General features: G+C 40.4%; 23 protein-coding genes, 1 tRNA gene and 1 riboswitch. Of the genes, 12 read left to right on the forward strand and 12 right to left on the reverse strand.

Annotated elements, in window-relative coordinates:
* The first annotated feature begins 4 nt into the window (after nucleotides 1–4).
* Nucleotides 5–80, forward strand: a tRNA-Ile gene (locus AC2VOY_RS04995).
* 202 nt (nucleotides 81–282) lie between these two features.
* Nucleotides 283–1,020, forward strand: coding sequence for a type 1 glutamine amidotransferase domain-containing protein (locus AC2VOY_RS05000; RefSeq protein ID WP_491832706.1), 738 nt, complete (start codon nucleotides 283–285; stop codon nucleotides 1,018–1,020).
* A gap of 102 nt (nucleotides 1,021–1,122) precedes the next feature.
* Here AC2VOY_RS05000 and arsJ read toward each other — a convergent pair whose 3' ends face one another.
* From arsJ to AC2VOY_RS05020, 4 genes are all read right to left on the reverse strand, one after another.
* The gene (gene arsJ / locus AC2VOY_RS05005) at nucleotides 1,123–2,346 is read right to left on the reverse strand and encodes an organoarsenical effux MFS transporter ArsJ (RefSeq protein ID WP_491832708.1); all 1,224 of its coding nucleotides are present in this window, start codon (nucleotides 2,344–2,346) and stop codon (nucleotides 1,123–1,125) included.
* Nucleotides 2,347–2,426: 80 nt separating this feature from the next.
* Complete coding sequence (locus AC2VOY_RS05010) at nucleotides 2,427–2,924, reverse strand: cyclin-dependent kinase inhibitor 3 family protein (RefSeq protein ID WP_491832710.1); 498 nt, start codon at nucleotides 2,922–2,924, stop codon at nucleotides 2,427–2,429.
* Between the two features lie 36 nt (nucleotides 2,925–2,960).
* Nucleotides 2,961–3,962 carry an ArsJ-associated glyceraldehyde-3-phosphate dehydrogenase gene (locus AC2VOY_RS05015; protein WP_491832712.1) on the reverse strand — a complete coding sequence of 334 codons (1,002 nt, stop codon included), beginning with the start codon at nucleotides 3,960–3,962 and terminating at the stop codon, nucleotides 2,961–2,963.
* Nucleotides 3,963–4,034: 72 nt separating this feature from the next.
* Entirely contained in the window at nucleotides 4,035–4,376 is a 342-nt protein-coding gene (locus AC2VOY_RS05020) for a metalloregulator ArsR/SmtB family transcription factor (protein ID WP_491832714.1), read from the reverse strand.
* A 389-nt stretch (nucleotides 4,377–4,765) separates the two neighbouring features.
* Between AC2VOY_RS05020 and AC2VOY_RS05025 the strand changes: the two genes are divergently transcribed.
* Both AC2VOY_RS05025 and AC2VOY_RS05030 read left to right on the forward strand, forming a co-directional pair.
* A complete protein-coding gene (locus AC2VOY_RS05025) occupies nucleotides 4,766–5,476 on the forward strand; it encodes a hypothetical protein (RefSeq protein WP_491832716.1) in 711 nt (236 codons plus the stop codon).
* 241 nt (nucleotides 5,477–5,717) lie between these two features.
* Nucleotides 5,718–7,106, forward strand: coding sequence for an SLC13 family permease (locus AC2VOY_RS05030; RefSeq protein WP_491833020.1), 1,389 nt, complete (start codon nucleotides 5,718–5,720; stop codon nucleotides 7,104–7,106).
* Between the two features lie 476 nt (nucleotides 7,107–7,582).
* Here AC2VOY_RS05030 and ribB read toward each other — a convergent pair whose 3' ends face one another.
* The 3 genes from ribB to AC2VOY_RS05045 all read right to left on the reverse strand — a co-directional run bounded on the left by ribB (nucleotide 7,583) and on the right by AC2VOY_RS05045 (nucleotide 10,527).
* On the reverse strand, nucleotides 7,583–8,284 hold the full coding sequence (gene ribB / locus AC2VOY_RS05035; RefSeq protein ID WP_491832717.1) for a 3,4-dihydroxy-2-butanone-4-phosphate synthase: 702 nt from the start codon (nucleotides 8,282–8,284) through the stop codon (nucleotides 7,583–7,585).
* A gap of 132 nt (nucleotides 8,285–8,416) precedes the next feature.
* Nucleotides 8,417–8,557, reverse strand: a riboswitch (FMN riboswitch).
* Between the two features lie 153 nt (nucleotides 8,558–8,710).
* Complete coding sequence (locus tag AC2VOY_RS05040) at nucleotides 8,711–9,307, reverse strand: acetate uptake transporter (protein ID WP_491832719.1); 597 nt, start codon at nucleotides 9,305–9,307, stop codon at nucleotides 8,711–8,713.
* Nucleotides 9,308–9,489: 182 nt separating this feature from the next.
* Complete coding sequence (locus AC2VOY_RS05045) at nucleotides 9,490–10,527, reverse strand: bile acid:sodium symporter family protein (protein ID WP_491832721.1); 1,038 nt, start codon at nucleotides 10,525–10,527, stop codon at nucleotides 9,490–9,492.
* Nucleotides 10,528–10,660: 133 nt separating this feature from the next.
* Between AC2VOY_RS05045 and zntR the strand changes: the two genes are divergently transcribed.
* The 4 genes from zntR (at nucleotide 10,661) to AC2VOY_RS05065 (ending at nucleotide 14,824) form a co-directional block, all read left to right on the forward strand.
* On the forward strand, nucleotides 10,661–11,092 hold the full coding sequence (gene zntR, locus AC2VOY_RS05050) for a Zn(2+)-responsive transcriptional regulator (RefSeq protein ID WP_491832723.1): 432 nt from the start codon (nucleotides 10,661–10,663) through the stop codon (nucleotides 11,090–11,092).
* 31 nt (nucleotides 11,093–11,123) lie between these two features.
* Complete coding sequence (locus tag AC2VOY_RS05055) at nucleotides 11,124–12,332, forward strand: SO_0444 family Cu/Zn efflux transporter (RefSeq protein ID WP_491832724.1); 1,209 nt, start codon at nucleotides 11,124–11,126, stop codon at nucleotides 12,330–12,332.
* 179 nt (nucleotides 12,333–12,511) lie between these two features.
* Nucleotides 12,512–13,198 carry a TVP38/TMEM64 family protein gene (locus AC2VOY_RS05060; RefSeq protein WP_491832726.1) on the forward strand — a complete coding sequence of 229 codons (687 nt, stop codon included), beginning with the start codon at nucleotides 12,512–12,514 and terminating at the stop codon, nucleotides 13,196–13,198.
* A gap of 69 nt (nucleotides 13,199–13,267) precedes the next feature.
* On the forward strand, nucleotides 13,268–14,824 hold the full coding sequence (locus AC2VOY_RS05065; RefSeq protein WP_491832727.1) for an ArnT family glycosyltransferase: 1,557 nt from the start codon (nucleotides 13,268–13,270) through the stop codon (nucleotides 14,822–14,824).
* Between the two features lie 70 nt (nucleotides 14,825–14,894).
* Here AC2VOY_RS05065 and AC2VOY_RS05070 read toward each other — a convergent pair whose 3' ends face one another.
* Complete coding sequence (locus AC2VOY_RS05070; RefSeq protein WP_491832729.1) at nucleotides 14,895–16,226, reverse strand: Na+/H+ antiporter NhaC family protein; 1,332 nt, start codon at nucleotides 16,224–16,226, stop codon at nucleotides 14,895–14,897.
* Nucleotides 16,227–16,425: 199 nt separating this feature from the next.
* The gene (locus AC2VOY_RS05075) at nucleotides 16,426–16,863 is read right to left on the reverse strand and encodes a DUF411 domain-containing protein (RefSeq protein WP_491832731.1); all 438 of its coding nucleotides are present in this window, start codon (nucleotides 16,861–16,863) and stop codon (nucleotides 16,426–16,428) included.
* 617 nt (nucleotides 16,864–17,480) lie between these two features.
* Between AC2VOY_RS05075 and AC2VOY_RS05080 the strand changes: the two genes are divergently transcribed.
* From AC2VOY_RS05080 to AC2VOY_RS05090, 3 genes are all read left to right on the forward strand, one after another.
* The gene (locus AC2VOY_RS05080; protein ID WP_491832732.1) at nucleotides 17,481–17,726 is read left to right on the forward strand and encodes a hypothetical protein; all 246 of its coding nucleotides are present in this window, start codon (nucleotides 17,481–17,483) and stop codon (nucleotides 17,724–17,726) included.
* Nucleotides 17,707–18,663 carry a hypothetical protein gene (locus tag AC2VOY_RS05085; RefSeq protein ID WP_491832734.1) on the forward strand — a complete coding sequence of 319 codons (957 nt, stop codon included), beginning with the start codon at nucleotides 17,707–17,709 and terminating at the stop codon, nucleotides 18,661–18,663. The genes AC2VOY_RS05080 and AC2VOY_RS05085 overlap by 20 nt, the downstream gene beginning before the upstream one ends.
* A 143-nt stretch (nucleotides 18,664–18,806) precedes the next feature.
* Nucleotides 18,807–19,958 (forward strand): 5-methyltetrahydropteroyltriglutamate--homocysteine S-methyltransferase, encoded by a 1,152-nt coding sequence (locus AC2VOY_RS05090; protein WP_491832736.1) that lies wholly within the window; start codon nucleotides 18,807–18,809, stop codon nucleotides 19,956–19,958.
* Between the two features lie 84 nt (nucleotides 19,959–20,042).
* Here the strand turns inward: AC2VOY_RS05090 and glmS are convergent, their stop codons facing one another.
* Both glmS and AC2VOY_RS05100 read right to left on the reverse strand, forming a co-directional pair.
* Nucleotides 20,043–21,878, reverse strand: a complete 1,836-nt coding sequence (gene glmS, locus AC2VOY_RS05095) for a glutamine--fructose-6-phosphate transaminase (isomerizing) (RefSeq protein WP_491832737.1) — start codon at nucleotides 21,876–21,878, stop codon at nucleotides 20,043–20,045.
* A gap of 21 nt (nucleotides 21,879–21,899) precedes the next feature.
* Nucleotides 21,900–22,667 (reverse strand): DeoR/GlpR family DNA-binding transcription regulator, encoded by a 768-nt coding sequence (locus tag AC2VOY_RS05100; RefSeq protein ID WP_491832738.1) that lies wholly within the window; start codon nucleotides 22,665–22,667, stop codon nucleotides 21,900–21,902.
* Nucleotides 22,668–23,112: 445 nt separating this feature from the next.
* On the opposite strand from AC2VOY_RS05100, the gene pykF reads away from it, so the two are divergent.
* Entirely contained in the window at nucleotides 23,113–24,525 is a 1,413-nt protein-coding gene (gene pykF / locus AC2VOY_RS05105) for a pyruvate kinase PykF (protein ID WP_491832740.1), read from the forward strand.
* A 147-nt stretch (nucleotides 24,526–24,672) separates the two neighbouring features.
* On the opposite strand, the gene AC2VOY_RS05110 is transcribed toward pykF, so the two are convergent.
* Entirely contained in the window at nucleotides 24,673–25,677 is a 1,005-nt protein-coding gene (locus AC2VOY_RS05110) for a porin (protein ID WP_491832741.1), read from the reverse strand.
* Nucleotides 25,678–26,105 lie beyond the last annotated feature (428 nt).

Raw genomic sequence — 26,105 nt, forward strand, 5'->3', positions numbered from 1 at the left:
ATTCGGCCCCATAGCTCAGTGGTTAGAGCAGTCGACTCATAATCGATTGGTCCACAGTTCAAGTCTGTGTGGGGCCACCAAATTCGAAAAGGCGTAGCAGGTTAATCACCGCTACGCCTTTTTTGTTGTCTTGCGCTTTGGGTCAAGTATTGGGTCAAGTTAGCCCTTTCGTCAAACCTTATCAAACATTTCATTATCATCATAATAAAAAATCATAATTTACATTTATCTTTATTTTTCCTTATATTCGTTATAGCAATTAAAAATCAAAAAGGAAAAACCATGAAAAAGTTAATTTTAGCTTGCGCATTTTTTAGTAACCTTGCTTTTGCACAATCCAACGTTTTAATGATAGGTACAAGCCACCAAGCTCTTGGCGAAACTGGTAACACGACTGGTGTTTGGTTATCAGAGCTTACCCATGCTTATGACCAATTTACTCAAGCAGACATGCAAGTAGACTTTGCAAGCATTGATGGCAAAGGCTTTCCGCTTGATCCTGGTAGTTTAGATGATATGGATTTGAGCGCTAAAAGCTTCCTAACGTCAGAAAAAGCGCGTGAAATGTTAAGCGATGAAGCTGTACTTTCCTTAACTGAAGCTCTGAATAAAAAATATGATGCCATCTACCTAATCGGTGGCCATGGCGTGATGTGGGATTTTAAAGGCAACCCTGAGCTAGATAAAATCATCACTAAGGCAGATACGAACAATGCGATCATTGGCGCTGTCTGTCACGGTGTTGCTGGTTTATTAACTGCGACAGATGCCGAAGGTAAGCCTTTAATTGAAAACAAAAAAATCACTGGCTTTTCGGATGAAGAAGAGCAAGCAATCAAGCTAGATAAAGTCGTACCTTTCTCACTCGAGCAAGACTTAAAGGCTGCTAAAGCTCAGTATTCACAAGCAAATGAAGACTTTACTTCTTACGCTGTTGTGGATGGTAGACTCGTGACAGGTCAAAACCCATCTTCAGCAACTGAAGTGGCGCAGTTAATGGTTAAAAGCTTAAATAAATAATCATTAAAATCAAAAAAGCTCGCTAGGTATATCTCAACCTATGCGAGCTTTTAAACTTTAGAGTTTTATCCTAATGGATAGCCAAGCTTAGAACTAAATGGTTTAGACCGCGCTTTGAGTTGCTGGCGCCTTAGGTAACCAAAGTGAAATCACCGTCGTTAACGCAATAAAGGCAAACGAAATCCAGAGACATGCAGCAAGGCCAGCAATTTGGAATACCCAGCCAGATAAAACCGTGCCGATCAAACGTCCCATCGCATTCGCCATATAATAAAAGCCAACATCCATTGAAACCCCATCGCCTTTTGCATAACTCACTATTAGGTAAGAGTGCAGCGAAGAATTCACAGCAAAAATAGCGCCGAAGATCATCAAACCGCCAACGATCACAAGCTCAGGTTGCCATTGGATCTGCACCCCGTATGCAACGCCCGCTGTCACGATAGCCAAGACCAACGCCCACCAAGTTGCAGCGCGACCATCTGGTACTTTTCCTTGCGCTTTGCCGGTTAATTTAGGCGCAAAACCTTGCACTATGCCGTAACCAATCACCCAAATTGCCAAGAAGCCACCGACAGCGCTGTGATCCCACTTGAACACACTCGCCAGATAAATCGGTAGCGCCACCACAAACCACACATCACGCGCACCAAACAAGAACATACGTGCCGCAGATAAGATATTGATACTTGGCGATTTAGAGAAAATTTGTGAGAACTTAGGTTTAGATTTCGCTTTACCTAGATCCGCATCCAAGAAGATCAAACTTGAAATAAAGACAGCTACAAGCACCAAAGCCATAGCAAGCACAGCATATTGGAAACCAATCCATGCTAGCAATGCGCCACCGATAAAGAAACCAACACCTTTCAAGGCATTTTTAGATCCCGTTAAGATCGCAATCCATTTATATAATGCGCCTTGAGCATCTTCTGGCACCAATGTCTTAATCGAGCTTTTGGCACTCATTTTATTAAGATCTTTGGCGATCCCAGAAATCGCTTGCGCTGCCATCACCCAAGGAATCGTGAGATAACTACTTGGTAGTGCGAGCATTAAGAGCGAGAAGATCTGCATCGCAAGACCCATATTCATGGTTTTATTTAAACCAAGTCTTGCACCAAGCCAACCACCGATTAAGTTTGTGACAACGCCAAAAAATTCATAGAACAAAAAGAGTGAGGCGATCTCAAGCGTCGAGTAACCCAGATCATAAAAATACAGCACCACCAACATGCGCAATGCGCCATCTGTGATGGTAAAATTCCAATAATTAAAGGTAACGAGCATGTATTGGCGCACGCTAGCACTTAAATTCGCAAACATCTTTGCTCCTTAGGTTTAAAAAAAGCCGCCAGACGCACGCCTAGCAGCTATTTATTTTGCTTGGTTATGCTTCGTATTAATTAAGCAAATTGCTTCGCAACACCTTGAATGTATTCAATTTGCACTGGTTTTCTAAATGCACCTTCACGCAAGGCTTGCACCTTAGTAATGATGGTATCTAGATCCCAACCTTTAGCTAAAAGCACGTGCGCAGCAAGTAAACCTGTACGACCTGAGCCGCCCATGCAATGCAGCGCAACTTTATCACCTTGAGCAAGCGCAGCTTCAACTTTAGGCGCAACCTGTTGCCAGTTTTGCGCAAAGTCTTCTGCTGGCGCTTTATCATCTTCAATTGGAGCATGTAGCCATACAATCCCCTGAGCTTGCGCTTCACTTGCTAACTCACTCACACCAGCCTCAATCATTTCAGCTTGGTTCAAAGCAGTGACGATTGTGGTCACGCCTTGCGCTTTCAGCTCGGCTAGGCTTTCAGTTAGTGAAACACCTTTGGTGCCAGGACATGGCGTTAAAATCAATGCGCCAGTTTCAAGTGGCAGTTCCCAAGTTGGATGTGTCATATCTATCTCTTTATATCTATTCGTTATTTTACTTAATTAAGCGAGGCCAACAGTACGCGCAAGTTCTGCGGTACGGGTTGCATAACCCATTTCATTGTCATACCAAGCATAGATTTTCAGCATGCGTTTGCCGACTAACATAGTTGATTGCGCATCGACGATGGTTGAGCGTTGGTCACCTTTATAGTCTATTGAAACTAAAGGTTTTTCTTCATAGCCTAGAATGCCTTTGAGCTCACCTTGTGACGCTTCTTTCAGCAAGTTATTTACTTCTTCAACTGTGGTATCACGTTTTAGATCGAAAATGATGTCAGTCAATGATGCATTAGCAAGCGGTACACGTACTGCGTGGCCATTAATCTTGTCTTTTAGATCCGGGAAGATCTCAACGATAGCTGTTGCTGAACCTGTTGTGGTTGGGATAAGGCTCATGCCACAGGCACGCGCACGACGCAGATCTTTATGCGGCGCATCTAAAATTGTTTGGGTGTTCGTGAGATCGTGGATTGTCGTGAATGCCGCTTGCTCAATGCCAAGTTTTTCATGGATCACTTTCACAACTGGCGCGATGCAGTTTGTAGTACATGAAGCCGCGGTGACGATCTGGTGTTTTGCAGGATCGAAAATCTGATCATTGACGCCCACAACAATGTTGGCAATGCCTTCTTCTTTCACCGGCGCTGATACCACAACACGCTTCACACCTTGCTCAAGATATTGATTTAAGAAAGAAGTTTTACGGTGCTTACCTGTTGACTCAATCACTACATCACAGTTTGACCAATCGATCGCTTGGATCTCTTTCTCTTGGGTTGCGATGATCTTTTTGCCATCGACAATCAGTGCATTGCCATCGGTTTCAACACTGTGGTGCCAACGACCTTGAACTGAATCAAACTCAAGTAAGTGTGCAAGCGTTGCTGCGTCACCCGCAACATCATTAATTTGCACAAATTCAACTTCAGGCCAATCAAATGCAGCGCGCATTACTAAGCGGCCAATACGTCCAAAACCATTAATCCCAATCTTAATTGTCATGTCTTGATCCTTTATCAATTCTGATATCAGTTTAAATACTTTATATTTGTAGTGTTAACCTAAAGTGACAGGTTAAGTGCAACACGCAGGGCGACTTGCCATCTGCTTTAATCTTTCTTCATCTGCTAGATATGCCTCTTTTAAGCATTTCGACGCAGCTAAATCTTGAATCTGCTTTGCCATCCAGCCAGGTAAATCTTGTGCCAGACTATAAAACACCCATTGCCCTTGACGCTCATCGACCAAAATGCCGCTTGCGCGTAACATCGCAAGGTGGCGTGAAACTTTTGGTTGGCTTTCATCTAATGCAGCGGTGAGCTCTGCAACACAAACTTTTTGCTCACGCGCTATCATCAGCAAGCAGCGGACACGCGTTTCATCAGCTAACAGTTTAAAAAATTGATGTGGTAACATAGATAACCTTATATGCGTATATCCATATATACTAATTTGTTTTATCAAGAGGTCAAGTGTTGGTTTGGCTTTTAACAAAAACTTCATTTATTTGTCACAAACAAATAGAAATTTGATAAGTAAATCAACAATTTTAAAATAATATCTTTATATAAACATAGATTTAAAATATATCCCCTTTCAATCATCTAGTTTATATCGGATATAAAAGTGGTATAATTAAGTTTAGTTATTCCTTTAGATTTAAATAACCACACTATATACAATGCCATACAAACTAAAGAATTAACTCTTTAGTGATAACTAATTATATAGACGTATCAAGAATAACCACATAATATAAGTATATATCTATATTTATAATATCTTCATTCACCAAGGAACTTACCATGATCACTTTCTTTGCCAGCAAACAAGTATCTGAGTATATTAATAAAAACACAAAAATTGGCCAAGTAGAACAAGTTCCATTACAAATACCTAATGTTGATTTCACGCCTTGCACGCAAGCAACAGGAAATAATAACTTAGATCATGATAACTCAAATTGGATATGGTCTATTGAAATGTTCCATGTAACAGACAAGTCTTATTTCATTTTTTTTAGCTTGAAGTCAAATTTTTGCTTAATATTAAAAGCAGCTAAAAATGAAACCACTCAAACTTTATATAATAAATTTGAAGCAAACTTAAAACGTAGCTTTAAAAAAATTGCCTTACAAAATAAAATGCTGCCAGAATTAATCGAAGAATGCTTTGATAATTTTGATTATCTTGCTGGTCCATATGGGTTTTATCAACACCAAGAGCCTATCACTCAAATCAAATTAGAGGTTTTACTTAAGCGAATTGCCGATCAAAGCCCAAGTACACAAGCAGACTTAGAACGCCTGACGCAAGATTGGGTTCAGCAAAATCATCCTGAGCATAAACTACCCATTCAAAACATTTATTATCTGTATTGGCTTAACAGCTTCCTATCAGACTCTGATTATGAAGAGTTCCTTGAGCCTGAGTTTCAGTATGAAAATATCTACAATGTTGCAAATGTCATTAGCTTTCAAGACTTCAAACGTCTAGTCCAAGAAAAACCGTTTTAAAGACTTAAAATCTATATTTCCCTCATACAGTGATCTGCTTCTCAGCTTTACGATGTGAATTAATTTTATACCTCTTAAGTAATAGACTTGCCTTTTTAAATCAACTTTTGACACCTCTAAAGTTGATAAGCTAAGTCTATCCATTGCTTTTGAGGTGCTTCATATGGAACAAACGATCTCTGATAAAAAATCGACTCAAGAAAAAAAAATAGTCCCTAAGATTTCGACTTCCCCCAAGCATATGATCAAGATATTGGTCTGCTGCTTGCTTCCATTATTTGTCTGGATGATCCCAACTGAAAGCTTTTTTGGTGGCGCAATGACAGTCATCCAACACCGTGTCATGTGCATTTTCTTCCTTGCAGCATTACTTTGGGTGCTCGAACCTGTGCCGGTTTTTGCCACCTCCATTCTTATTATTGCTCTACTCTTAATCAGTGTTTCCAATCAAGGCTTAGGGGTCTTTATTAGTAACCTATCAGATAAAGAGGTCGCTGAACTTATTCCGTATCAGGCAATAATGAATGCCTTCTCCTCACCTATTATTATTTTATTCTTAGGTGGCTTTAGCCTTGCGATTGCAGCGTCCAAATACACCCTTGATAACAACTTAGCGCGTGTCCTACTTAAGCCTTTTGGCTCAAACCCTAAATATCTGATGTTAGGTTTGATGGTGATCACTGCAATCTTTTCGATGTTTATGTCTAACACAGCAACAACCGTAATGATGCTTTCAATTCTTGCTCCTGTCATGGCGAGTCTGCCAGATGAAGATGGCACTAAAAAAGCATTTGTAATGGCGATTCCAGTTGCTGCTAATACGGGCGGGATTGCGACACCAATCGGCACCCCACCGAATGCGATTGCACTTAGCTATCTTGATGGCGCTGCAAATATCGACTTTATGACATGGATGGGGTTTGGTTTACCTTTTGTTATAGTACAACTTTTCTTAGGTTGGGTTTTATTACAAAAGCTTTTCAAAATGCGTGAAGATCCAATTATCTTAAAGCTTGAAGGTGAGTTTGAACAAAGCTCCAAAGCATGGATTGTCTACGTCACCTTTGCTTGTACTGTCCTGTTGTGGCTGACAAGTTCTGTTCATGGGATGAATTCTTATGTCATTGCGGTGCTGCCTATCGCTGTCTTCACATTAACAGGAATTATCGGCAAGGAAGAGTTTAAACAAATTAACTGGGATGTGCTTATGCTCGTTGCCGGGGGGATTGCAATTGGCCATGCGTTGGATGCGACAGGTCTAGCCGCATTATTAGCGCATGCAGTTAAATATGATACCTTAAGCTCACTTGGCGTACTGGTTGCATTAAGCTGCTTATGTTGGATTATGGCGAACTTTATGTCACATACAGCATCTGCAAACTTAATCTTACCAATAGCGCTTGCAATCACTATGTCGATGGAAGGCCTCTCTTCGACTTATGGCGTCGAAGGCGTGCTTGTTATCGTCGCTTTCTCAGCATCCTTAGGTATGATTTTACCTATCTCTACACCACCGAACTCTTTAGCTTATTCAACTGGTTTTATTACCACTTCAGATATGGCAAAAGTCGGTGCAATTTTAGGTGTTATCGGTTTGGTGCTTCTCTTTATTGCTAGCGCAATGATCTAATCAAAAATATAAAGCTACTATATAAATAAAGGTGAATAACTTCTTAAAATTTGAAGTTATTCACCTTTTTTAATTTTATATATTCAGCGAAAAAACCTTATATTGCTCACAAAAAACAAAATAACATAGCTAAGATCACAAAAAGTGCCATCAATTAATAGCTGCTTAATGCCTCAAAATTAAGTTATTTTGTGAGCCCTCTTTCTGCCTAGTTCAAGTTTTTTCCAGATCAATCGATCTTTGCCACAATCTTAGCTACACAATACGACAGATGTTTTATTCCGTGCCAATATAAATTTAACGATTTTGAGAGTTGGGCGAACTCAAAATATGATGCACCACCTAGCCTAATGAGCTTTACTCCTTTTGTGTTTTTGTTGAACATCACATTTTCCTAACTTATGTGATTTTTTCATCAGCCACCCTTGCTTGAGGTGGCTTTTTTTATGCTTGGTTTTTATTCAACAAAATCAAAGTTAAGCAATTTCAGCTTCAACTTGAGCCGGCTGCTGCGCAGATTGTAATAAGCGGTACTGGGCAATATCTTCGATTGTTAGGACTGGCATATCGTGCTTACGACCAAATTCAATAATTTCAGGTGTACGCGCCATTGAGCCATCTTCATTTGCCACTTCACACAAAACGCCTGCAGGTTTTAGACCCGCTAAACGCATCAAATCAACCGTCCCTTCCGTGTGACCGCGACGCTCCAAAACGCCGCCAGCACGTGCTCGTAATGGGAAAACATGTCCAGGGCGCGCCAGATCATCGGCTTTTGCACCATCTGCAATCGCAGTTTTAATTGTCGTGTTGCGATCTTGCGCAGAAACACCAGTAGTGACACCTTGTTTCGCTTCAATGGAAACAGTAAATGCCGTTTGGTTTTGACTGTTATTGTTTGTCACCATTGGCGGTAATTCGAGTTGTTGCGCCATTTCATCTGTCACGCATAAGCACACAATCCCGCTACATTCGCGGATCATCAATGCCATTTGTGCATCTGTCATGGTCTCAGCGCTATAAATCAAATCGCCTTCATTTTCACGATCTTCATCATCAAGAACTAATACGCCTTGACCTTGTTTGATAGCATTAAGCGCACGTTCGACACGCTCAATCGGGTTGCCAAATTCGGCAAGTGGTGAGTCTTGAGTAGATAAATTGATGTTCTGATCCATGGTAATTCCTCTATTGATACCAGAATCAGGGCTTTGAAGATATGTAGGCATGCACTAGCAAGCACATACAATAAAGTAAGCGCTTACATAGCAAAAGCTCAGCCGAGCATATAAGAATGCTAGCTTGACTTGATTTACCCTCTCCCATCCAGACTATAACTGTCGGCTCTGGAATCCAACCAGATCTGCTTGACCTTTTGCTGCTAGGAGCAAACAAAAGCGCTCGCGGGCTATACCGCCGGTGGGGAATTTCGCCCCGCCCTGAGAATAATTAAAATTGTTTACCTTTGCCTGCTTCGTCTTTGATATTTCAAATCGTTTAGCTCTAAGGCAAAAGCATAGCTAGTTTAAATAAGATAAAAAAAAGATCCACCCTTAGGCAGATCTTTTTCTATTTCGAAATTATTTATAAAGCAAAAGCTTGAATTAAGCCGCAGCTTTTTCCATTGCTGGTGCTTTGTTTAGCTCACCGATTGGCATGATTTCACGACCAAACTCACCATTTACAATGATAGCCATTGCTAGGTAAATTGCACTTGAGCCACAGAAGATACCAACGATACCAGCGATGTGCGTGATTGAGTGGTTACCTGTATAATCGCCAGCAGCAAGCAAGAAGAAAAGTAGAGTTAGGCTACCAAATACAACTTGTTTTGCACGTGGATAGCGCGCCAGTGTTGCGATGAATAGGAAACCTGTGAAGATGCCCCAGATAAGTAGGTAAGTTGCAAGGAAGTTAGCCGACGTTGGCTCACCAAAACCTAGTTCAGGCAACCATAATAGACCAACAAGTGACAACCAGAACATACCGTAAGAAGTAAAAGAAGTTGTACCAAAAGTATTGCCATTCTTATATTCCATGATACCAGCGATTACTTGCGCAATGCCGCCATAGAAAATACCCATAGCTAAAATAACAGAGCTCATTGGGAATAAACCAAAGTTATGTAGGTTTAATAAGATAGTTGTCATGCCAAAGCCCATTAGGCCTAATGGAGCTGGATTTGAAACTTTTGCAGTCATAATTGGGTTACCAAATAAAATATCGTTAGATTAAAAAGTGGACAAAATAAGGTGGCGTATTATTCCCGATCACCGGTTTATTGTAAATATGATTTTGCAATAAAATTAAACAAAGGTATCAAAAGTGGCACTTATCTTGCTTAAGCGCACTTTTTCATCTTTTTTTGCCCCACTTTTTTCACTTAAGAGGGAGCATTCGCCTTCTCTAACTCCGCCGCTTTCTGCGCGTAACGATTAGCCAACAATGCACAGTAAAAAATTTGAATCGGATGATAAAGCATAATAGGTAGTAAGATCATTCCAAGGTGTGGGTTATCTCCAAAGATAACTTTCGCCATCGGCACGCCTGCGGCTAAGGTCTTTTTACTGCCACAAAAAACTGCCGCGACTTCATCTTGATGCGAAAAGCCAAAACGACGCGCACACCAGACGATAGCATGAACCATCACCAATAGAACCAATACACAAAAAACTAAGCTTAATACTAGATCTTGCCAGCTAAAACTCGACCAGATTTTCTGTGCAAAGGAATCACAAAATGCATTAAAGACAATGAGCAAAATGATGCATTTATCTAATTTATTGATCACCGCCTTGTGCTTTTGATAAAAGCTAAACAAATAAGGTCGTGCAATTTGTCCAAGAATAATCGGCAGTAAAAGCATCACAGCAATAGATTGAATTGAGTCGACAAAATCTAAACTGCCACCTTCTACACCCATAAATAATTGGACAAAAAATGGCGTCACGACAATCCCTAAAATACTTGAGAGTGAAGCATTAAAAATAGCGCCCGCAATATTACCTTTACCGATACTTGTCATGGCGACAGAAGAAGAAATAGTCCCAGGTAGAGCAAACAAGTAACAAAAACCAAACGCCAATGCTTGTGGCAAGACAGCCAAGAATGCATCACCGAAAATAACCCATAACAGTGGATAAGCAACAAAAGTGGCGATTTGGATAAATAGATGCAAACGCCAATGCCCAGCCCCAGCTTTAATCGCTTGTGGCGAAAGACCCAAGCCGTGTAAGAAAAAGATCAGCCCTATCCCAAGGCTTGTCACCTTATCTAAATGGAGCAGTCCGTCAGAGCGCCCCAGATCGGGAGTGAAAGCTGCAAGCACCATCATGACGAGCATGCCGACTAAAAACCATTCTTTTTTTAATTTATCTAACACGTGATCATCTCTTGTTGATATCAATTTCAATTGAGCCATTAAGTTAACAAAAAAGCACCAAGATCAAAATTTATTATTTAAATGAAAAATAATCTCATTAATAGTTGACCTTTGACCATAGTCTAAGCTTTATACTAATCATCAGAAAGTTGAAGAATAGGTTCCTAAGCATATGTATAAAATTGGCGAACTCGCAAAGTTATGCGACATCAAAACAGACACGCTACGCTTTTATGAAAAAACGGGCCTCTTGCGTCCGAGTGAGCGAACTCAGTCAGGCTATCGCCTTTATAGTGAGCAAGATAAAGCGGCCTTAAAGTTTATCTTACAAGCGAAGAAGTTAGGATTTAATTTATCTGAAATCAATGACTTATTAATGATTGATATTCAAAAAGAACAAAACTCATGCTCGGATGTAAAGGACTTTATTGATGCAAAAATTATTGATGTGCAAGAAAAAATAGATGAACTAACACGCTTTAAACAATCCTTATCTAAGCTTTCGCAAGCCTGTTGTGGCTCAGCACAAAGTGCGGGAGACTGCACCATTTTGCAAGCGCTTGAAACAGATATCGAAAACATAAAGCCGGAACATCACCATTAAAAATGGCAACGAGAACGAATAGGAAACGATTATGGCATTTTTAGAGAGCTTTTTAGCATTATTTTTAGAATCTGCACCTTGGTTATTGCTTGGGCTTGTGATTGCAGGCTTAATTAAAATGTTTGTGCCTATGGCGTGGATGAATAAACAATTAGGTGGTAATGGCATTGGCGCGACGGTAAAAGCAGCTATCTTTGGCGCCCCGTTGCCGCTTTGTTCATGTGGCGTGATCCCAGCAGCAGTTGGTTTAAGACGCTCTGGCGCATCCAAAGCAGCAACCACTTCTTTTTTGATATCAACACCTGAAACTGGTGTGGACTCAATTTCAATTTCTTACGTCCTACTTGGTCCATTTATGGCAATAGTACGTCCTATTGCGGCGATTTTAAGTGCCATTACGGCTGGCATTCTTGTCGGCGATGATCCAAAAGAAGAAAAAGAATCCAAGAGTTATAGCTTTACAGCAGCAAAACCGGCAAGTTCCCCTCTCGCACAAGCGAGAACTTCAGTCAGTGCGCTAAATATCACTCAAACTAAAGTCAACCCCAAAGCCAGTGCTTCATCTTGTTGCAGTTCTGCGGGTTCGACTTGCTCGAGTTCGAGCGCAAAGACTAATTCTAGTTGTGGCGCGGAAGATGCTAGCTGCTGCGGATCTGAAGTGGATACCGAGTCTCTAAACTTTGTTCAGAAAATTAAGAAAGGCTTACACTTTGCAGCCACAGAATTAATTGATGATACCGCGCTTTGGTTATTGGTCGGTCTTGGATTTGCAGCCTTAGTGGATGCTTATGTACCGGATGGTTTTTTCACTGAATGGGGACAAGGCATTGTTGCTATGCTGGTCATGGTTGTTATTTCAATCCCTATGTATATTTGCGCAACCGCCTCAACACCAATTGCAGCAGGTTTACTCTTAGCCGGTGTGTCACCGGGCGCAGTGTTGGTGTTTATGCTAGCGGGACCTGCGAGTAATATTGCAAGTCTTGGCGTCGTCTATAAAGAACTTGGCAAACGCGCCCTGTTTGGCTATTTAGCTGGCGTGATGGGAGTAGCCCTTATTTCAGGCTTTGTTGTGAACTATTTAGTGGCTAACTTTGGTTTTCAAGTGACACCGCAAATAGGGGAAGAGTTCGAACTTCTACCGCACTGGTTAATCATCACATGTGGCATTGGCTTAACTGTATTAATCATTAATAGCATAGTTAAAAAAATTCTAAACGAAGCCACAAACACGCCCTAACAAACTGATAAAAAAGAAATAAAAATATATTTGCAAGTAAGCTAGCATGTTAAGTCTTTATTAAGTATTGCTCGATATAGTTAAGCAATAGGCTCAAAGTAATTGGAGTCATCACTTCAAGAATAAAGAGCATAGATAAACTTAGCATGCTAGATGCTTACACTTAAATGGGTTCAGAAATGTCAAAAAAAGCATTTTTAAGCTTAGGTTTTATTTTCTTGCTTGGCTTGTACTTTAAGAGCGAAATTTCGCTATTATTTACTCACTTTAATGATAAACATTGGATTTTCCATTACTTAAAAACCAGTGGTTATAAGGCGCAATTTTTAATCTTTTTAAGCGCAAGCCTCTTCCTATTAGTCGGTGGTCCCAAACAAGCAGTCGCAGCACTCTTAGGTTACTTATATGGCATTATAGACGGGAGCCTGTTTAGTGTTTTAGCCTGTCTTACGGGCGCTGTGATTAACTACTATCTGGCGCTTTTTATATTTAATGCCAAAATCCACCAAAACTCGGCGTCAAATATCAAATGGTTTTATCGTTTCTCACATCAAAATCCATTTTACAAAATTCTACTCTTACGCATCTTTCCACTTGGTAGCAACTTAGTCACAAATTCACTTTCTGGCGCAGTAGCTTTACCTTTAGCACCATTTCTAGCCGCTAGTTTTATCGGCTACCTACCACAAGTTGGAATGTTTGCTTGGCTCGGCGATGGTATTAATAACTCAGATCCGCTAGTGATCCAAATGAGTATTGCATTGAGCTTAACGAGCATCTTGCTGACGGCCGTGATTTACCGCAAACATATAAAACACAAAATTGAGCTTCCCTCTCAAGCGCTAATAACCAAAACCCCATCTTAACTTACTAAACATAGTGTTGGGGCTTGGCTCGCCTGTATCTCTTTGAAATATATATAAACAAGGGCTTATATGTTCAAAACTATTTTACACTCAAGACTTAGCTACTATTGCATCGTCGGCTTTGTTTTTTTATTTACCTTATACCAAAGAGATTTAACCCCAATCAATGAGCTCAAATACTACTCGATTGCGATAGATAGTTTAGCTAACGGCGACTGGTTCAGCTTTTACTTTCAAGGGGAAGCTTATTCAGATAAACCACCGCTGTATTTTTGGCTCATCATGCTCGGATTAAAGCTTTTCAATTTAAAACAAAGCGTTGTTTTTGTAGGTTTATTTAGCGTATTACCAGCGATTGGGATTTGTGAAATATTCTATCAATGGAGCAAAACTCGACTCAACCAAGATGCGCGCCTTGCAGGAATAGGGATCACCCTCACATCTGGTTTATTTTTAGGGGCAAGCGCTATCTTACGCATGGATATATTGATGTGCTTTTTTATCATTATCGCCCTTTACCAAGGCTATTTAATTTTTGAGAAAAAAGCCTCAAAACAAGCAGCTTATCTATTTTGGGTAGCTGTATTTTTTGCGCTCTTCACTAAAGGCCCTGTTGGGTTACTGATGCCCATACTTTGTGTGCTCGTATATGGACTCGTCAACAAACAGCTCGAAAGTTTAAGATTAATCTTTCAAATCAAACCTATTCTTGTGTTTCTAAGCTTAGTGGCAACTTGGTTTATATGTGTTTATCTTGAAGCCGGTAGTGACTATTTATATCAATTAACTATTGAGCAATTGGTTAATCGAGGAGTAAAAGGCAGTGCTCATCCTGAGCCTTGGTATTACTATTTAATCAGCCTATTCAAAATATCACTCCCTTGGTCCTTATTAATTATGAGCACTCTTGCCTGGGGAGTAAAACAAAAAGTTTATCAAGATAACCTCATCAAATTCTTCTTTACTTGTATCTTCAGTACCTTAGTCTTGTTGTCAGTTTCAAGTAGTAAGCTAGATATTTATTTACTGCCTGTACTGCCTTTTATGAGTTTTGGCTGCATATTGATTATCGCAAAGTTCAAAAGCAAGCTTTTCACCAGTATTCACCTAGCTATTATCAATACTTTATTTTTATATTTAGCCCTTACTTTAATCCTCAAACCTAGCTTAGTCTTACCAAGTTTTATTCAAAAGAACGATATCTTGGGCGCGGCTTTATGCTTACTTTTCAGTGTAATGATTTGTTTTTATCTGTTGAAACAAAATAAGCACTATCAAAGTATTCAAATCATAAGTATTGGGATCATTTTAAGTTTAGCTGTTACCGCAATAAAGCTTCCTAAATACAACCAGTACATAGGGATCAAAAACCTTGCCCAGCGAGTAAGCAGCTTAACCGAATCTCAGCCTAAGTCAGCGATATACATTTACGACAAGAAAACCCAAAGTATAGATGTGTACTTAGGAAAAAGATTAAAGCGCGTAGAAAGTGTCGAGGCGGTGAATCACCTCCCTAAAGGCAGTCTCGTCCTAGCGAAAAACCGAAAAAATAGATTTGCATCCAAATTCCAAGGTTTAGATTATAAGATTGAAGAACTTGGTGGCTATGCCATTTTAATTAGATAAATAAAAACCATGCAACGGACTGCTATGTAAGCACCTGTCGCATGGTTTTAAATTATTGAGAAGCTTTGGTTTATTTTGCGCGTTTAGTAATAAAAATACTCACTAATGCTGCAAACATTAAAAAGAAACTATAGTAAGAATGGCTAACAATCTCCAACGGCGAGAGCTCAAACACAGAGCCTAGCAGCAAGGCCTGTGCGCCATAAGGCAACAACCCTTGCACCACGCAAGAAAAAATATCAAGCAAGCTTGCACTGCGACGTGCAGTTACTTGGTTTTTCTGTGCGAGTTCACGCGCAACACCGCCACTGACAATGATAGCGACTGTGTTATTTGCTGTGCAGATATTGGTTAAACCAACTAAAGCTGAAATACCAACTTCCGTGCCAGCTTGATTATTTGATTTACCTTTGATCAGTTTACTAATAAAAGCGGTCATAAATGCAAGCCCGCCTTGACGGCGCATAAGCTCACTAAGGCCACCAATCAGCATCGAGAGCAAGAAGATCTCCTGCATATTACCAAAGCCTTTATAGATATCTTGGCTCATACTTGTCAGGCTATAATCTGCGCCTAGCATACCAACGATGCCAGCAAAGACAATCCCAAAGCTTAAAACCACAAATACATTTAATCCTGAGACAGCTAAAATCAAAATGCTGAGATAAGGCGCAACTTTGAGCCATTCAATATCCGTTGTTGCAGGCGTATCAGAAGATGCACTTAAGAAGCCAAACACTAAAATCGCAACGATGGCCGCTGGCAGTGCAATGCGGATATTCTCTTTAAATTTATCACGCATCTGACAGCCTTGAGAGCGTGTGGCGGCAATCGTAGTATCTGAAATAATCGAGAGGTTATCACCAAACATAGCGCCACTTAATACAACCCCAGCAGCCAAAGCTATGTCGATATCCGCTGCAGTTGCTATCCCTAAAGCAACGGGCGCAACAGCAGCAATTGTTCCCATGGATGTCCCCATAGAAGTCGCGATAAAAGCTGAAATAACAAAAAGACCAGGCAAGATCAAGCCAGATGGGATCATCGAAAGACCAAGATTTACTGTTGCATCGACTCCGCCAGTTGCGCTTGCGACCGCTGAAAATGCGCCAGCGAGCAGGTAAATCATGCACATGGCTATGATATCTAAATGCCCGACACCAGATAAAAATTGTTCAATCGCTTTGTTGATGCCGTCTTTACTTAAAATAATCGCAAGGATCACCGCGGGTAATGCCGCAATTGGCGCTGGCAATTGGTAAAACGCCATATCTACACCTTGCATTGTCATATAAACGCCCGTCCCGATAAAAAGGACGAGGAATAAAACAAGTGGCAATAAAGCCATACCGTTAGGACGAATAAGTGCAGTATCTTCTTGGTTTGGGTGTAGAACAGACATCAAAAAAGCTCATAAATAAAAAATATTAAGCATAGACTAAACATGAATGAAAGCCGTGTCAACATCTAGACGTCTAGACGTAAAAAGCACCTTTTACTTTTTCTCATAAAAGGCGCTTGTTTGATGAATGCTATCGCCGAAATGAAGATTGCAAAGTTAATACCGCAAACCTCACTTCCAAGTTCAAGCACTCAAGTATTTAGTAACTCGTAAAGACATAAGTATCCACATCACCAAAAGCTAAAACATCATAGCCTTGATACGCTTCCCCTTGCGCTGCCATACCTGGTGAATGTGCTGGCATGCCTGGTGCGCTCAATCCTTTTACGCCTTCAGGCTTTTCTTTTAATAAACGCGCGATATCTGCCTCGGGCACATGGCCTTCAATCAAATAACCATCAATAATCGCGCTATGGCAAGAGACAAGATCTGCGCTTAACCCATGCGCTTGCTTTACATCACTCCAGTCGTTTTGCACATGAGTCTTCACCTCATAGCCTTTTTCTTGCATGATCTCTGCCCATTTTGAGCAGCAACCACATTGCTCTTGCTTATATAAGTCGATTGTTGGCGCTGCTAAAACAGAAGTAGAAAAAGCAATTAAGCTGGTAAGGATAACTTTATTTAAAATTTTCATTTTGATTTCCTATAGGCGCAGTAATCCACGCACAATTTAATTAATTGAGTAAATATTTATTTAAAAATCAAAAACTAAACTATAGGAGGTCGGTATAAAGAGTGGCTATAAAGCGGCAACTGAAATCCAGCTGCTAAGGTGCGTTTTAAATGGTTTGGGGCAAACTGATTCTCACACAAAGGTAGCGGTAAAATAGCCAATACGCTTGCGCAAGAAATGCTATGCGCACATTGATCCATATTACAATTCACATCATTGGTATGAGATTCACACTCAGGGCACGTATTCAAATGAGAGATATCAGAGTGTGTATCCTTGTGATGCATTATCTCACTTTTATTTTGCATCAGCATAGGAGAAGAAAAGCTAGAGTTAGCCGTCATCGCACTAAGCAGTAATAAAACTGTTAATGTCATCTTAGTGATGAAACTCATGCGTTGACGATAAAAGTACATTCAAATCTCTAAAAGTAATAGCTTTGCTACATTCAAAATAGCGGCGACTTCAAATATGCAGCCTTAGTCTTCATCAAAAGCTTACCTTGAACATTGATTTGAGACAAATTAATTTAAAAAAAGGTATAATCCCCAGCCAACAGTTTAAACGAGGCACTTTTTATGCAAAACGAACTTCCACCTATTGATACCCTCGAAGAGCTTGAAGCTTTCTTAGTCGCTCTTGAAAACGGCAGTTTTGGCCTTCAAGGGGTTGCAGGTGTTGGCATGGCAACGAGTAATAAAGATGGTCGCCACTTTGTTGCTGTCTTTGGTGACAATCACGCCCTACTCTTAACCCGCTGGGTAACAGATGAAATCTTTGAGACCGGCAAAGACATGGTTCAAAATGGCCCAAAACGTCATTAAGATGAAAACTATTTCTAGCCTGATTTGGTTTGGTTGCGCATTGATTGCTCCTTTGGCAAGCGCAGCCGATATCAATGCCATCTACCAAGCGATGACAGCCGATAACCAAGCAGCGCTTTTAAATGCGCCAAGTGACACATCTTGGTCAAAACGAGGTGTCGTCACCCAAGGGATCCCTAAAGGTGAAGCTGCGCCGGATTATTGGACCCAAGCGATTAAGGCTTCGGGTAAAAATATCCAATACACCCAAGGTGCTTGGCGTGCGATGACGACTTGGTTTGTGCTCTACCCAGGGGCGCAAAACAAAGCAGCGCAAGCGAGAATAAATGTAAGTGATCTCAATGCTTGGGTTTTAGTCGCTGATGCGCAATATCCAAAAGATGTACGCAAAGCGAAATGGCAACACGTCATTAATGAAGCTGCGCCGCTTTGGGCGGGTGATTATCAATTTGATTTAATTAATTATATTCAAGATAGACCCAACCAAGGTTCAAACACCCAAGCTCAATATCAAATGTCAAACACTCCAATTCATGGTGGCTCGGATACTTATTGCATCCAGGGCATGAAAACTGACGCGAATCAATGCTTGCAAGATGCGGATATTTTAGGCGTATTTGTCAAAGTCAAAGCTTGGCTAGAAGATCCTCAACCACACACTCAAGTGTTAATGTCAGTTGGCGCAGATTATTACCCTGATGCGAATGTTCGCTCACAAGATTTAGTCGGTGTAAACTATTTACCCGGTGCTGGTGGTAGTCGCTTTGAACTGCTCACAACAAGTCCAACTTGGTTTTATATGGCAAATCTAAGCAGCCCAACGCAAAAAGATGCGCAAGGCAACTTTCTATATGAAGCGAATAACCAATGGACGCGCCAAGGTGGCAAAACTTATTTAACTTTAGATGAGTTAAAACAAAATCCGCCCCCGATGTAAACTTTCCTGTTTAATTTCCTATATGAATTTATTTCAATCCATCATGAATTTTTTGTGATTGATTAAACCCACATAAAAAGCAAAGATAAAGACATAGCAAATTTAGCCATCTAGACGTTTATTAATGTCCATAAGGAAATACTATGTCACGACAAGATGTTCGCCCAAGCCAATCGCTTAACTTACACCAAACCCCGCTTTATTTTGATCAAGTCGGCAGCTTATTACGAAGTGATGCTTTAAAAGAAGCGCGCCTGCAAAAGCAAAAAGGTGACATCTCGCAAGATGAGCTGATTCGCATCCAACGCCAAGAAATCCAAAAACATGTTCAAGCACAAATAGATACAGGTTTGATTGCAATCACTGATGGCGAATATTCGCGCGCTTGGTGGCACTTTGACTTTTTGGAGGGGTTAAATGGTGTGCAAGGCTATACTCCAGATGCGCCGCTTAACTTTAAAGGCACCAAGCCAAAAACCCACAGCATCAAAATTACGGATAGAGTCAGTTTTCAATCAAATCACCCTTTTTTAAGTGATTTTACATATTTAAACTCGCTCATAGATCCTGCTACGCATATTGCAAAACAGACGATCCCAAGTCCTAACATGTTGTTTTTAAGAGCCAAAAATGAAGCAAAGTGCTATCAAGATAATCCCAAACAGCTGATTTTAGATCTTATTCAAACTTACCAAGATGCGATTCAAGCTTTTTATGACCTAGGCTGTCGTTACCTACAACTCGATGATACCGCTTGGGCATCCTTATTTTCTGAAGAAGGCAAGCAAGGCTTAAAAGAAGCAGGATTAACGCCAGAGCAAGCTGTCTCTATTTTTGAAATTTTGCTCAATGAATCAATCAAATATAAGCCTGAAGATCTAGTGATCACTATGCATATTTGCCGTGGGAATTTTCGCTCGACTTATTTTGGTTCGGGTGGCTATGAGGCAGCAGCAACGAGTATTTTTAACAACCTGAAAGTGGATGGTTTATTTCTTGAATTTGATGATGAAAGATCGGGCAGTTTTGAAGTCTTAAAGCATGTGACGCGCAAAGATCTTTTTATCGTGCTTGGACTGATTACATCGAAAACCGCTGAGCTTGAAGATAAAGAGCAGATCAAACAACGCATTCGAGAGGCGTCTCAATTTATCCCACTTGAGCAATTGCGTCTTAGCCCTCAATGTGGCTTTGCTTCAACGGAAGAAGGCAATATTTTAACTGAGCAGCAGCAATGGCGTAAGCTAGAACATGTGATTGAGATTGCCAATGAGGTTTGGCCGCTTGATGCTTGATTCGTAATATTCTTATTGTAAACAAAAAAGCACTACCTTTTATCAGTAGTGCTTTTTATATTTCATATAAATCAATTAGTTAACTTATTCAACCGTTACAGCTTTGGCAAGGTTACGTGGCTGATCCACATCCGTACCTTTAATTAACGCAACGTGATAAGACAGTTGCTGCATTGGCACTGTGTAGAAGATCGGCGCGGTTAACTCACTAACGTGTGGCAGCGTGATGATTTTCATTGTTTCATCTTCCACAAAACCAGCATTTTCATCAGCAAAGACATAAAGCAGACCGCCACGAGCACGTACTTCTTCAATGTTTGATTTTAGTTTTTCAAGCAAATCATTGGTTGGTGCAATCACCACAACTGGCATATCTGCATCAATCAGCGCTAATGGACCGTGTTTAAGCTCACCTGCCGCATAGGCTTCAGCGTGAATATATGAAATTTCTTTCAATTTCAGCGCAGCTTCCATTGCGATTGGGTAATATTCACCACGACCTAAGAATAACGTGTGATGCTTATCAGCAAAATCAGTTGCTAGTGCTTCAATTTTTGGATCTAGCTCTAACGCTTTTTCAATTTGAGCAGGTAGAGCGTGTAGCGCTTCAACGATTTCTTTTTCTTTCGTCTTATCGATCACGCCTTTTTGCTTACCAAGCGCCGTAACAAACATCAGCATTGATGCAAGTTGAGTCGTAAATGCTTTAGTTGAAGCCACACCAATTTCAACACCAGCGCGGGTCATGAAAGCAATATCAGATTCACGTACTAATGAAGAACCGGCAACGTTACAAATAGACATTGCCGCCATATAGCCATTTTCTTTTGCAATACGCAGCGCCGCTAATGTATCAGCGGTTTCACCTGATTGTGACAAGGTGATAAGTAAGCTGTTTGGGCGGGTTACGAATTTACGGTAGCGGAACTCAGAAGCGATTTCGACATCACAACTTACGCCGGCAAGCGATTCAAACCAATAACGCGCAGCCATACCTGAGTTATAAGAAGTGCCACAAGCGATGATTTGTACGTGTTCAACTTTTTCAAGAATTTCAGTTGCATGTACGCCAATGCTTTCAGTGATCACGCTATCTTTTGTGATACGACCTTCTAAAGTATCAGTAATAGCTTTAGGTTGGTCATACATTTCTTTTTCCATGAAGTGACGGTATTTACCTTTATCACCTGCATCGTGCTCAGCACTTGATTCAACGATTTCACGCTCAACACTGTCGCCGTTATGATCAAAAATAGATACTTCTTTACGCGTAATTTCAGCCACATCACCTTCTTCTAGGTAGATGAAACGACGTGTCACGCTAAGTAGTGCTAATTGATCTGATGCCAAGAAGTTTTCACCGATACCAAGACCGATAACCAGTGGGCTACCTGAACGCGCAACGATTAGATGCTCAGCGTTTTCTTTATCCATCACAACCATGCCATAAGCACCGTCGAGTAATTTCGTGGTTGCTTGCACCGCTTCCATCAGGCTTGAAGCAGTTTTTAGTTGGTGATCAACCATGTGCGCAATAACTTCAGTATCTGTTTGAGAAACAAATACATAACCTAAACCTTGAAGCTCTTCACGTAGCACTTCATGGTTTTCAATAATACCATTGTGAACCACAACGATGCGGCTGCCAGAAACGTGTGGGTGAGCGTTTTCTTCTGAAGGTTCACCGTGTGTTGCCCAACGTGTATGTGCAATACCTGTACCGCCAACAACTTCTTGTTCAGCTAAGCTATCTTTTAAGCTTTGCACTTTACCTACACGACGTTGACGTAAAAAGTCGCCCTGTGCGCTCAATACTGCAAGACCAGCTGAGTCATAACCACGATATTCTAGGCGTTGTAAGCCTTGAACTAAAATATCCGCTACATCTCTTTGCGCCACAGCGCCAACGATTCCACACATAATAATTTCCTTGATTAAATTTTATTGATCCGAAGCTAAGACTTTAACGCCCTGCGCTTCAATGACTTGAATTTGTTCTTGGGTGATCCCGTCATCGGTAACGAGAATATCTATATGTTCCCAAGCTAATTCTAAATTTGGGATTTTGCGGCCAATTTTATCTGAGGTGATCATCACCACGACTTGGCGCGCGACTTCAGCCATCACTTGGCTAAGGCCTAATAATTCATTAAAGGATGTTGTGCCGCGCTCTAAATCCAGACCATCTGCGCCAATAAAGAGCGTATCAAAGTCATAAGCACGTAAAACTGACTCTGCCACCTTGCCTTGGAAAGATTCGGAATGCGCATCCCAAGTGCCACCAGTCATTAATAAGGTCGGTTCACTTTCAAGCGCATTTAATGCATTGGCAACATGCAAGGAATTAGTCATCACAATCAAACCACGCTTAGATTCAAACTGCTCAATCAGCGCTGCGGTTGTGCGGCCACTATCAATAATGATGCGGTGATGATCTGAAATCAGGGTGGCAGCAAGTTTTGCAATCGATAACTTTCGTTTCGAAACTTCATTTGACGATTCTTCAGTCACAATCTCTTGTGGAATCGCAATAGCACCACCATAACGGCGTAACAGTAATCCGTTTGTTTCCAATGCAGCTAAGTCTTTACGAATCGTAACTTCAGAAATATCAAACTCTTTTGTTAAAGCATCTACACTTACTTCGCCCTGCTGATTGATCAGTTGGACAATATGATGACGACGCAGTTGAGTATTTCGTTTAGACATAAGTTTCGATTCGCTAGATAAGTTTCGTTTCGAAAGATAATACATAAAACGAAACCTTTTTGTCTAGTTTTTATTTTCAGTCCTATATAAATAATTCAGGCAAAAAGGGAGAATTGTGAGAAAATGTAAATAAATAACGAAAACCACACCTCTTTTGCCGATATTTTCGTAAATTAACAACAAAATTTTCACAAAAAGCAGATTATTTAACGAAATATTGTTTTAAAACAATTATCGACCGTGATTTTATAACTAAAAACTGCTAGAATTTGTCCCCGTTACACCTGCGTCTTTTATGTTCAAACATAAATCGACACGCAGAAGCTGCACAGCACCAAATAACACGGTCCGCAGAATGGTTTGAAGAATACTTATACTCCCGACATAGCAATATTTAGGGAACCGTAAACCAATTTTATATAATATTAACCGGAGATAATCTTCCATGAAAAAGACCAAAATCGTTTGTACGATTGGCCCTAAAACTGAGTCTGTTGAGAAACTAACTGAACTTGCTAACGCTGGCATGAACGTTATGCGTTTGAACTTCTCTCACGGTGACTTTGAAGAACACGGCAACCGTATTGCGAATCTACGTCAAGTGATGAAAAACACTGGCAAGCAACTTGCTATTCTACTTGATACTAAAGGTCCTGAAATCCGTACTATCAAACTAGAAAACGGTGATGATGTTGCTCTTACTGCTGGTCAAGAGTTTACTTTCACAACTGATACTAGCGTTGTTGGTAACAAAAACACAGTTGCAGTAACTTACCCAGGTTTTGCTAAAGATCTAACAGCTGGCGATACTATCCTAGTTGACGATGGTCTAATCGAAATGGAAGTGCTTGCAACAACTGATACTGAAGTTAAATGTAAAGTACTTAACAACGGTGACCTAGGCGAAAACAAAGGTGTTAACCTTCCTGGCGTTTCTGTTCAGCTTCCTGCTCTTGCAGAAAAAGATAAAGCTGACCTTAAATTTGGTTGTGAGCAAGGCGTTGATTTCGTAGCTGCTTCTTTCATCCGTAAAGCACAAGACGTGAAAGAAATCCGCGAACTACTTTGCGCGAACGGTGGCGAGAATATCCAAATCATCTCTAAAATCGAAAACCAAGAAGGTGTGGACAACTTCGATGAGATCCTAGAAGCTTCTGACGGCATCATGGTTGCTCGTGGTGACCTAGGTGTTGAGATCCCAGTTGAAGAAGTAATCTTCGCTCAAAAAATGATGATTGAAAAATGTAATCGCGCACGTAAAGTTGTTATCACTGCAACTCAAATGCTTGATTCAATGATCAAAAACCCACGTCCAACACGCGCTGAAGCGGGTGACGTTGCAAACGCAATCATGGATGGTACAGATGCAGTAATGCTTTCTGGTGAGTCTGCGAAAGGTAAATACCCAGTTGAAGCAGTGACTATCATGGCGCAAATCTGTTCTCGCACTGACCGCGCTCTTAAAGCTGAGCTAGGTTCTCGTCTAGACAGCGATCGCCTACGTATCACTGAAGCAGTATGTAAATCAGCAGTTGAAACTGCAGAGAAACTAGCTGCGCCAGTTATCGTTGTGGCAACTGAAGCTGGTAAGTCTGCGCGCTCAATCCGTAAATACTTCCCAACTGCAAAAATCATTGCTGTAACAACTAACACTAAAACTGCTGCGCAACTTTGCCTATCTAAAGGTGTTACACCAGTTGTTGTTGATAAAATCGAAAGCACTGATGACTTCTACCGTCAAGGTATGGCAATTGCTCTTGAGCAAGGTGCTGGTGAGAAAGGTGAGATTGCAGTGATGGTTTCAGGTGCGCTTGTTCCATCTGGCACTACAAACACTTCATCTGTTCACGTTCTATAAAAATTCGTCATATTTGAATTTGATTAAAGGAGTCCATTGTGGCTCCTTTTTTTGTATCTTGATTTCAGATACCACAAACATAAAAAAAGAGCCTCTAAGAGACCCTTTTGATTAGCACATAAGTTTTTATTTTACTACGCTCAGCAATTACATGCTGAATTTATGCTCGATACCAACGCCGAAGTAAGTCTCGTCACGGTCTTTATAGCCAATAGCTGCGCCAGCATCATCTAACACATCTAAGTCATCTTCCATAGTGCGCGCCGTATAGAAAGCGTAAAGCTTGGTTGGGTCTGCTAGTTTATAATCTGCGCCGACAGACCATGAATCACCCACCTCGTCCATATCTTGCCATTGTGCTTTAAGCGTTACAGCGCTAATTTGATATGCAGCGCTTAGTAAGTAACCATCTGTGCTATCGCTTGAACCTTCAGACTTTTCTTGATCTTGATACATGCCGCCTAAGGTTAGATCGCCGATCTTACCTTGAATGCTTGCGCGGATAATATCATAGCCTTTAACTTGTGTATCATAAGCAACTGAGGCAAAAATTGGTGTGTCTTTCAGGCCTGAGTCACCATACATCAATGCAGAGCTGAAACCATCTTTACCATCCATATCATAATCTGAATAAGCTTTATCTTGGTCTTCATCATCCGATGCAACATAAGTAAAGCCAGCTTGGAGTTGATTCCATTTAGGTGTTAGGTAAGTAAAAGTTTGATCAAAACGGTTGTCACCTTTAAATAGATTTTTAAGATCACCACTTAAATCGTTAAATTGATCAACCTTACCTTGAGAGTTTTTCAATACCGTATCATTACGGCCAAGCATCATCTGACCCCAGCTGTCACCTTTAAGACCCGCATAGATGTTACGCGCTTTAAAATCATCACCACCATCATTATCAGTAACCAGTTCATATTCTAAAAGATAAAAACCAGTTACGCTTTGGTTGATATCAAAATCACCTTTCACACCTAGGCGCGATGCGTTTGATTGAATACGAGTTTCATCATCAACATCATCATCATTCGACTGCGCCGAAATGTTTAATTTACCGTAAACAGTAACAGGTAGATCAACAGCAAAAGCCGACATAGAAGAAGCTAAAACAGCGCTAGCGATTAAAGATTTATAGAAAGTTTTCAAGGGAATATCCTTATTATCAATTTAATTAGCTCATTAAATCGAAGCAAATCAAGTTGCTTCAAAAGTGAGGCTATTACAACCAATAAATGTGACACTTCCATGAAAAAATTCGAGCTATATCACGAATTTTCGCCATAAAAATGAAAGAATTAGATGTTAATAAGGACAATCAAACAATGTTATATTAAATATATAAATCAAACAGATAGATAAAAGATAGAAATTTATCAGAAGTATAAATTTAATCTAAAAATGATTTTAAGTGTTTAAACCTTGAGCAATATCACTTGTTTTTGTATTGAATAATCTTCTCTTAATTGAATATTCAGTGAAACTTACAAGATACTTTCGTGACATATATTCCTCACACCTAAAAAGTGTGTCGATTAAACTACTTTTAAAGCAAATAAAAATGACCAAGTATAAAA

The sequence above is a fragment of the Vibrio sp. KMM 9700 genome, assembly GCF_058545285.1.